A 9,631-nucleotide genomic window follows, 5' to 3' on the forward strand; every position below is an offset into this window, starting at 1 on the left:
CCTATCAATCTATTCAATCAAGCATTAAACTGAAATATGGACGCGCAGCTTCAAACGCCTCCACGTCGAACGCCTCATCCACGGGACGTATCATTCCGCCGTCCGGCGTCGGCAGACCATCCCATGGCAATCTGAACTCCGTTTCAGGCAAGCCATAACGTGCGCAAAGCGCCGCCGCCACCGTCGAAAGCGACCATTGTCCCGGCACGACTTCTTTGCACAGTACGCGTTGCCCGTCTTGACGTGCCAGGCAATACCCACCTGGGAAAGCAAGGCACTCCCCTTTTTCCATTTTCCATTCACGCAGGACAAAATCAAACAGTTCGCGCCCCCACAGCAAACCGGTCGAAAAGGTCTGCATCCGTTTTTCATAGACCGCATCGCTATCGGCAGGTGAAAAAACGAACGGCCGCGTATCCGTTTCCCCCAAAGCAGCCGGTATGATCTTGTGCGTAACATGAAAGGTTGTCCGGTATCCAAGTTCACCATAATACCGGTAGAGGGCCTCGTTCGCGGGTTTCAGGCAGGTGAACAGCATTTTCTGTTCCGCCGCGATTTCGTGTGCGCGGGTAAGCAGTCCCTCCATCAGCCCCTGACGGCGAAACTGCGGCAAAGTCGCCGCCGCATACACATACTGCACCACCCGTTCTTCCCCGCCGTATATACAGAGCGAAGGCAAAAGAAACAGCATGGAAACAGCACGCCCGCCCTGTTTGCTTACCAGGCAGCGCCCCGCACCTAAATGTGTCTTTACAAAAAAGCGGATATATGTATCCGTATCGCCAAAACAGGTTTTCCATATTTTTTGGACGGCATGACTATCGGTCGCGGATGCTATCTCAATCACAGCATCTCCCCTCCTATCAGCGTCGCTGTGTATTTATCCAACAGCTCCACCGGATGATAAGAAAGTTTCGCCTTCCGCAGGCCTTCGTCCCCTACGTCTTCCTCACGGTTGACATACGTGTACGCCGCACAGGACGCCGCCAAAAATTCACGGTTAATGGCGGCATATGCACCCTCGACATCCGCAAAGGCTTTCTCAATATGGATACCGTAGGTATCTTTACAGATCGGCTCGCCAATGGTGAACGCAACAGGTCTCCCCTCCTGCCGGAGCAGTCCCCCCGCAAATCCGAGTTTTTCAAAATTTGCAAAAGCCTCCTTGACCGCTTTATATTCCGCCAACAGTGCAGGAGAACTCTGATAGTCGTTGACAGCACACCATTCATCATTGAACTTGTCGCACACCTCGATATTTTGAGGGGTGATTGCCTCGTATTCCCAGTCTTTCCGTTTAAATCGGGCCAAGTGATTGCGCTTGCCATGATATTTCCGTCCGGCAAGGTTAGTAAGGGCTTCCACACTATAAACATAATCTGATTGCTCGCGATTCAACTGGAACGAAAACCGTCCGGGAAACAGTTCCTCCAGTTGTTTTTTCATATCCTCGGTCACACCCGCCAATGTGAACGGGCGGCGAGCATCCGGCTCGCGCGCGAGCGCTTGAAGTGCCTCTTTGACATTGCCGTCACCTAGTGGGAAAAGGTAACGCGCCGCACCGTTTGGTCCATCGTCGAACGCGATCAACGGCATATCGTCCCAAAAGGCGATACGCGTTTTGTAGAATGCGCGCCATATATAAATATTTCCAAAACAATAATCATCCGACCGACAATTCCCCGTTAAAAAAGCAGCGTCTACGCGGGTTTTGTCCGAAAGCTCCGGTGCGTGAAAATCAATCATAAACATCCTCCAAAAATGGTTCTCGCCCCGGTTTATCCCCTTGCCCTGCCGCTGGGGCAATCATGCAGCCCAATCTCCGCACATTTCTAACAATCACGCATCAGCCCTCAATTATGCGTCCTGTTACGTCCGTGGGAGCAGAAGACTGCACGATAATCTCGGTGATTTGCGTCACACAATCTTGCAGGCGCCGATTGGAAATTCCTTTGCTGATACCGTGCTGCAAAAGCACATCACAGTCAAAATCCTGCTCGTCCGCAAGAAAGCGCCGGCAGACCTCGCGGTAATCCGGCGCCTCACGCCTGCCCTCACGCCGGAGCATGCGTCTGAGTCGCAAACCATCCTCCACTTCAAGATACAGCGGCACCACCGCTGTGCCTCCAAAGTGCGCGCGCAAACTGTCGATTGCCTCAGGCGTGGCAATCATCAGGTACTGCCCTGTGGAAAGATCGACGCTGCCGTCATCCACCGTAGCATACCGCCAAACCCCGTGCATGGTTTGGTAACAGCGCTCTTCAATAATCTTCCCGGCCTCCCGCAATGCGGCAAAAGCGGTTTCCGAAACAAAATGGTACTCTACTCCCTCAATCTCAAACTCTCGCCGCGGACGCGTGGTATAGCCAACGACAAGACGCAGGTTCAACGATTGCTGATCCGCCAGCGCACGAAAGACCGTATCCTTGCCCGTACCGCTTTTTCCCAACAAACAGAACAGTTTTCCCATTGTGCCACACCGCATACTCTCATGGTTTTCCAAACAAACGTGGCTCACTTGCTTTGCCCCTCGCACCGCAATGCTTTTGCCCGTACGCGCACCTCATCAGCTCGCCCGCAGGTCATTTTTCCTTCAGTGCATCCGCCGCGCACACAGCCCGGCCCGGCAGTGGCAAACAAATGCGGCGCCACGTTCAAGCAAAGCCCCAGCATCTCCCATGCGACCGCGCGGATCTCCCACTGCGCACGTTCACAACAGCGCAGAGCGAAAAAATTGCGCAGGCTGCGCGCATTCATCGTGAAAATCATTTTGGTTTCACAAGCATTCGGCAATACAAAACGGGCGTCTTCAATGGCGGACTTTTCCGCTTGAGAAGCCGCTTGCTTCTCACTCATCCCCTTTTGCACATTTTCACGCAAACGCCGTTCCTTGAGTATGGCGGATAATTTGGTGTAATGCGCCTGCACTTCTTCCATGGCGCAAAGGAATTCGGCTTTGGCTTCCGGCACCTGCTCGATCTCCGGCGGAATCACATACGAAAACGCGCCCTCCCGCACATAGCGCTGGCTTTGCACGCTGAAAGACGCGATGCGGTGTCGGGTAATCTGCGCAAGAAGAGAACGCGACACGCCTTGCAGACCAAATGTAAAATTGGCGTGCTCCACAACGCTCTCATGCCCAAGGCTGGCAATCATATCCACATAAGAGGCCGTTTTTTCCTCATCAAGGCCGTCTAAAATATGTTCGATGGTGCTGGGCGAATAACAGAGCTTGGCTGCCGCCGCCGTCAGTTTTTCCGGCATGGGGGTATAAGCCAACAGTTCGACCTTCATGATGTTTCTTTCTCCTTATATTTACAAATACCTTTTTACACGGCGTTTTTTTTAAAAACGCGTGTGCCGATGGCGCGAAAAAGATATTTGGGCAGCTTGAGCATCCGCACAAAACGCCATGGCTGGCAGAGCAAGCGATAAAACCATTCCAAATTCATCCGAATAAAAAAAGCCGGCGCACGTTTTGCAATTCCGGCAAAAACATCAAGCCCGCCGCCAAGTCCAAGCAGCACATGTGCCTGCAATGCCTCACGGTTGTCATGCATGAAATATTCCTGTCTAGGAAAGCCAAGCGCCACAAAAACAACATCCGCACCCGCAGCATTGACAGCCGCCACTGCTTCGTCGTCTTCCTGAAAGTAGCCGTCATGCACCCCGGTAATCCGCAGCGCCGGAAAACGGCCGCGCAGATTCTGTGCCGCCTGCTCCGCCACGCCAGGCTTTGCGCCCAATAAAAACAAGCGCAGCCCGCGCCGCTCCAGTTCCGGCAGAAGCGCAGTGGCCAAATCAAATCCGCCGACGCGTTCCTTGAGCGGCGTCCCGCAGATTTTTGCCGCCATGATGATACCGATGCCGTCCGGCACCACATAATCTGCTTCCGCAACCGCGTGTGCCAAACGCTTGTCTGCCACACAAGCCTCTGATATTTCAGGGTTAGGCGTGACCACATAAGCAGTGCCGTCCGCTTGTGTGAAAGCAAGCACATCGTGCAGCGCCTCGTCGAGCGTCACGTTCTCATAGGTGATGCCAAGCACATTTACTCCGGGCATTTCAACCCTCCCATTGCCGCGCCGCCTCCAAAAAAGCACGGCTTTTTCGGGCTCAATGGCGAATGCGCGGCATTTATATGCAACCAAAAACAAAGGCCGCAATTTCTTCCATTATTATATCGTTGCGCGGCAGATATTGCAAGACGTTATACGCTCTTGTGCAGAGCGGTCGCAGCATGGCGCTGCAAATGCAGACCTGTAAGATATGCAACAGTTCCAAGCGGCAGCAAAGCGGCATATTGCACCAAATGCAGAAGCAAGGCAATTGGAATGGCAGTCGGCTCCGGCACACCAAAAAAATGGAGCGACAGCACCACAGCATACTCAAACACGCCCAAGCCGCCGGGGCTGGATGGGATAAACATGATAATATTCGATGTAGCAAAAACAGCGAACGCCATTCGTATCGCCTCAGCAGGCGGAAGCTGGAATGCCAGCAATCCGACCCAGCTGGAAATAAGCAGCAGCACCCATGAGCAAAAAACCCACCCCACCGTCCGCGCAAACCCCAATGTGCAATACCGATGGATCATGCGGCGAAACCGACCGACCAGAAGACCCACCACAACCACCGCGACGGCTAAAACCGCAAGAATAATGCCAGCCATTTTCAGCATATGCACCGTGCTTGGATGCATATTGCCAGCGGCAAGCGGCACGGCCAACATGGACAGCAGCAAGATCACGACCACATCCGTGCCGCCCGGCATCATCAGCAAGCGGGTACGTCTGGGCGCACTATAGCGCGGCGGAAAGAACGCAAACCGCAGGCCCTCGCCCGCACGCAGCGGCAGGAGCAGATTGGCCATATTTCCCACCAACACAATACGGCACGAGATTCCAAACGACAGTTTGCGGTCAATCCCATATGGATACACAAATACACGAAAAAATTGCCCGCCGACAAACAACAAGACGGCAGACAAAAAAAGCCACCAATTGACATTGCTGCTGAACAGCATACGCGGATCAAATCCGCCAAGCGCACGCGCTGCCATATAAATCATAACGGTCGTGATGGCAAGCCCCACCGCGATCTTGATTCCCATTTTTTTCTTCATCCAATCGCTTCCCATATCTTATTCTACAACAAAACGCGTACATTTAAAAGTAAAATATAAGATACCATGCCTTACATTTCATTTACCCGCAAACAAACAGGCTGATACTATTGTAAGTGCACGCAGCAATCCTATTCCTGTTTTTTAAAGAAAAGACCCACAAATTTGCATCAAATATTTCCATTCGTCAAATCGATGTACGGTTACACTAGCATAGATAAAAATAAGAATATCTGATATGGTCAGTAAAAACTGCATTGTTTCCGGGCTGTTTTTTGCATAAAGACCGCACCTACCGCTCTGCACGGCTTTTTTCCATTCTATTATTACGTAACATAAAAGGTGCCTTACATCTAATGTAAGGCACCTTTTATACACAGCTCGCTTAAATGCGGAACGGTTTTTACTCTTCAAATCACAAAGACAAAAATCAGCCTGATGCCCGCGGAATCAACGCGGTGGGAACAATGACATGAAGCGGTTTGCCAGCCTTGTTTTCTATCTGCTGATAAAGCAAATCGAACGCTTTTTCTCCAATAGAGGATGGACGCACATCCACTGAGGTAAGAGACGGGGAAAAATATTCAGCCAGCGGCACATTGTTAAACCCTGCAACCGCCACATCACGCGGCACCGTCAGTCCATTCTGCGAGAGCAACTTGATTGCTGCAAATGCCTGATAATCATCGGCGGCTATCAAGCCATCAAATCGCACACCGCGCGCAAGCAGCTCTTTTGTCAGCAAATGCTCATCGCCGTCCATAAAGCGCCCTTCCACCACCAACCGCTCATCGAGCGGGATGCCGGATTCCTTCAACGCGTGCCTATATCCCGCAAATCGGTCCATTGTCACCACAATATCCGACACCAAACCGATAAATGCAATTTGCCGCCGCCCTTTTTGCAAAAAATACCGTGTGAGATTATACCCGGCCGCGAAGTTATCGCTGTCCACCCAACTGATGCGGTCGACCCATGCATCTATTGGGCGGCCAACCATGGACACCGGGAAAGCACTCTGAACAGCACTCTCCAAGCTGGTTTGCCCCACACGGGAAACCAGCAAGATCATGCCCTCTGCAACGCCGCTGCCCATAAAATGCTCGACCAGCAACTGCTCTTCAGCCTCGTTGTCGATATTGGCAAGTATAACTTCATAGCCATGCGCTTTCGCTTGGGACATAACACCCTGCAGCAGACCGGAAAAAAATGGATGCTGAAACACCTGTTCACTGCTGCCCGGCAAAAGCGCGGCGACAATGTTAGTGGAACGGCGCACCAGCGAACGCGCAATCATGTTCGGGTGGTAACCCATCTCCCGCATCACCCTGCGGACCTTATTCGTCGTTTTCACGCTGATAAGAGAACTGCCTGCAACCACGCGCGACACGGTAGACGGCGTCACATTGGCCGCCTTGGCAATATCGCTGATTGTTACGCGCATAAATGTATCCTTCGTTTTTATGACTGTTTACCTTGGTTTATCTGCGGGCCGCATATCCGGCAACAAGCAGTTTAGCACGGTTCATACTTCTTTAAAAAGTTCAAACATTCAAATCGGCAAAACGCGCTTTGATCTCCGTAATACGATCCTCCAAAGGCGCAGAGCGGAGAAAATCCCAGCCAAGCCAGTTAAAGACCGCATTCTTGGGCAGATGATTTTCCACTTCAGGGTTGGCCGCGGGGTAACAGTGTTCTGCCGATATTTCCCCAAATGCTTTTCCTGCAATAAAATCTATCAGCGGGCGATATACGTCCTGCTGGCCCTTTTGAACCATCAGGAACGACGGTTCAACCAATGCCCCGTCTTCCGGCCAGACAAGCTCAACATCCGGGTGCGGACAAGCCTGCGCGAAAAACCATGTGACCACAAAAATGGTTGGCCCGGCCACCTTATTACCCGCATTACGAATCATATCCTGAGAGTGCATCATGCTGTGTGCAGACCGCCGAAGTTTCTCCAAACCTTCTTCGCCGTGGTCGCGCAATACGGCAAGCGGAAGTATTGGGGAGATCGCATCGTGTGCAGAGGGCAACGCCACTTCTCCTGCAAACATCGGGTCAAGCAAGTCGCTCCACAAGCGCGGCATCGGGCGGTCACCCAGACGTTTTTTGTCAACCAGCAACACGGACGGCAGAACGGAAAAAATGTGAAATTCCCCGTTTGGATCACGCAGGCCGCTTTTTTCAAAAACCGGGTGTATCGGCAAGTTCAGCTGTTCAAAGTATCCTTTTCCGGTGCACTTGGTGAGGAACGGGCTGAAAAAATAGCTGCCCAATTTGAAAGACGAAATCACCGCCGGCATTTGGTCAATGTGATAGTTTTCCCGCACACGGTGAATATTTTCAGCGCCCTTGATGCCGTCACAACCGCAAATGGCAGGCAGATAGCCGCGCATACTGCGGCCCTGCGTTTGACGGAAAATGGCAGCTGCCTCATTATATCCTTCCCGGAAAGCAGGTTTCAGTGCGCAAACGGTCTCTCCGAAAAAATCCAGTTGATCGGACACCTCAGAATCTTCAAATAACGCGGATATCGTCTGTGTTTTGTCCATCGTTCCATCTTCCTTTCAAATTCCATGCAAAATCCTGCAAGCATGATGCTATCGCAACCTTCTATTGCTCAAACAGCGAACGCAGGTCGAAATCGATTTTGGCCCCCCGACGGATACGTCCGCGCAGCTCACTCAACCCCTCATCTATCTTTTCCAGATATGATAGGTTTGCACGCTCCTCGTCGCTCGTTTCCACAATGCCCTCGATACCGCCATTTTTAATAACGACACGCCTGCTGCCCAGTAAAGCAAGGAGAGGATCATGCGTGGACATCATAACAATCTTTTCTTCTTGAACCAGCAAATGCAGCGCCTTCTGCCGGTCAATTCCCGCATTCTCGATCTCGTCGATCAATACAATGGGTGAGCGGGAAAGCAATGCCGTGCTGGCAATCATGAGTGCGCGGGACTGCCCGCCGCTAAGCTGCGTAAGCGGCGTCTGCCCAGCAAACTGTTCGCCTGCAAGCTCGTTGGCACAGTCGAGGATGCGTCGAACCGCCTCCGCCTCGTCCTGTACCATGCGACTTTGCGCATGCAGTGCCGTAAATTCCGCAACACTCAAATCCATAACAAAATTCATGTTCTGGGAAAGCTGTGCCACCAGCTTATGTTCGATTTCAAAGCGATATTTTTCCTCCGGCACTTCTCCGTTTATCAGCACCTGCCGCCCCGTAGGCGTATCGCACTGGGCCATGCATTCAATATCCCCCAGCAAGCGACTCTTACCTGCACCGGTCGGGCCGACAATGCAAACGATATCGCCGCGTGTGAGGGTAAGCGTGCAGTTCTCCGCGCGGCCTGATTTATCATGCCCGCCGATTACCGTAACCGTTTTCACCTTTAAGGAGCTTTCTGTGGTTTCCGCCTCTGCCTCTTCTATATAGGAGAAGATATGTTCTGCCATCTTTGTACGGCTGAGCGCGAAATCTTCATAATAAGCATCCGGCACCGACGAAAGCAATTCCAACACGGTCATGGATATATCCGGCACACCGATTTTCACAGAATCCAGCATTTCGCCGATATAGGGGTACCGTGTTAACAGTTCACCGATAGGCGCTGTCCGCAACAGGCTTGTGATTTTCTGTTCTTCCATGCTTTTGTGCCTCACAGCTTCATTTTCTTGACGTTACCCATTTGATACTGTTCACCGATACGAGTCTGCCCCATGCAATAGGAGCAAAGCGCAGCCGGCATGGTAAAACGCAGGTGTTTTTGTTCAAGGGTATCGGTATCCGGCGCGTCGGCAAACAACTTGGCAAGATCGAACGCGCCCTGCCCGCTGATGCCATTCAAAAACACAATCCGCGCACGCGGATTAGACTGCCGCACCTTGAATGCAAACACCTCGCGTTCGGCTTGAGACACAATATCCCCTTTGGTCACCACCACAATATCGGCGAACTTAAGCATAGGCCCAATCTTGTGCGGTGTATTCACCCCCGACAGATTGTCAATCACGCAAACAGCAGTCAGGTCGCGGATGTGAGGCGAGCAACGGTTGCAGAGTCCGGCACTCTCACTGATTAACAGATCAAGCCCCTCGCGGATAGCCCAGTCCAGACAATCACTGATATTGCTGATGAAGAAATGATCCGGACACAAACCTCCCGACAGGCCTACCCTGACCGGAATACCCTGTTTTTCATAAAGTTCCCCGTCAAAAGTAGAAAGGCAGTCGAATTTAACCACACCGACGCGATAGGTTTTCTGTATCAACTCCACAGTGCGCAGAATCACGGATGTTTTGCCGGATGACGGCGGTCCGGAAACAGTGATCAGTTTCAACCGAGCATTCCTCCTTTCCAAACCAGACGATTCCTTGTTCGCCCAGTATACCACGAGCGCCACCAATGTAGATTAAAAAAAGGGGTTAATCCCCGTCTATAACAACAACGGTTATTTAACCCCTTCGTTCAATATTCTTTATATTTTAACTTTACCATAAAGC

At 51.8% G+C, this 9,631-nt stretch carries 10 protein-coding genes; all 10 read right to left on the reverse strand.

The genetic code is table 11. The features are described from left to right. Window positions 1-13 precede the first annotated feature (13 nt). Window positions 14-847 (reverse strand): GNAT family N-acetyltransferase, encoded by an 834-nt coding sequence (locus ABF463_RS12680; RefSeq protein ID WP_415534093.1) that lies wholly within the window; start codon window positions 845-847, stop codon window positions 14-16. Further along, window positions 844-1,746 (reverse strand): DUF2156 domain-containing protein, encoded by a 903-nt coding sequence (locus ABF463_RS12685; RefSeq protein ID WP_415534095.1) that lies wholly within the window; start codon window positions 1,744-1,746, stop codon window positions 844-846. The genes ABF463_RS12680 and ABF463_RS12685 overlap by 4 nt, the downstream gene beginning before the upstream one ends. A gap of 100 nt (window positions 1,747-1,846) precedes the next feature. After that, window positions 1,847-2,470: a guanylate kinase gene (locus ABF463_RS12690; RefSeq protein WP_415534100.1), complete on the reverse strand. Its 624-nt coding sequence runs from the start codon at window positions 2,468-2,470 to the stop codon at window positions 1,847-1,849. A 44-nt stretch (window positions 2,471-2,514) separates the two neighbouring features. Further along, a complete protein-coding gene (thyX, locus tag ABF463_RS12695) occupies window positions 2,515-3,297 on the reverse strand; it encodes an FAD-dependent thymidylate synthase (protein ID WP_415534113.1) in 783 nt (260 codons plus the stop codon). 32 nt (window positions 3,298-3,329) lie between these two features. Next, the gene (locus ABF463_RS12700; RefSeq protein WP_415534102.1) at window positions 3,330-4,064 is read right to left on the reverse strand and encodes a WecB/TagA/CpsF family glycosyltransferase; all 735 of its coding nucleotides are present in this window, start codon (window positions 4,062-4,064) and stop codon (window positions 3,330-3,332) included. A gap of 146 nt (window positions 4,065-4,210) precedes the next feature. Beyond that, window positions 4,211-5,125 carry a lysylphosphatidylglycerol synthase transmembrane domain-containing protein gene (locus ABF463_RS12705; RefSeq protein WP_415534104.1) on the reverse strand — a complete coding sequence of 305 codons (915 nt, stop codon included), beginning with the start codon at window positions 5,123-5,125 and terminating at the stop codon, window positions 4,211-4,213. A 430-nt stretch (window positions 5,126-5,555) separates the two neighbouring features. After that, window positions 5,556-6,569: a LacI family DNA-binding transcriptional regulator gene (locus ABF463_RS12710; RefSeq protein ID WP_415534105.1), complete on the reverse strand. Its 1,014-nt coding sequence runs from the start codon at window positions 6,567-6,569 to the stop codon at window positions 5,556-5,558. A 100-nt stretch (window positions 6,570-6,669) separates the two neighbouring features. Further along, window positions 6,670-7,680, reverse strand: a complete 1,011-nt coding sequence (locus ABF463_RS12715; RefSeq protein WP_415534107.1) for an ABC transporter substrate-binding protein — start codon at window positions 7,678-7,680, stop codon at window positions 6,670-6,672. A 61-nt stretch (window positions 7,681-7,741) separates the two neighbouring features. After that, window positions 7,742-8,776, reverse strand: coding sequence for an ATP-binding cassette domain-containing protein (locus ABF463_RS12720; RefSeq protein WP_415534109.1), 1,035 nt, complete (start codon window positions 8,774-8,776; stop codon window positions 7,742-7,744). A gap of 11 nt (window positions 8,777-8,787) precedes the next feature. Next, window positions 8,788-9,468 carry a GTP-binding protein gene (locus ABF463_RS12725; RefSeq protein ID WP_415534111.1) on the reverse strand — a complete coding sequence of 227 codons (681 nt, stop codon included), beginning with the start codon at window positions 9,466-9,468 and terminating at the stop codon, window positions 8,788-8,790. Between the last annotated feature and the right edge of the window lie 163 nt (window positions 9,469-9,631).

It is taken from the genome of Ethanoligenens sp. (assembly GCF_047718355.1).
In the GTDB taxonomy this organism is placed as follows: Bacteria; Bacillota; Clostridia; order Oscillospirales; family Ethanoligenentaceae; genus Ethanoligenens.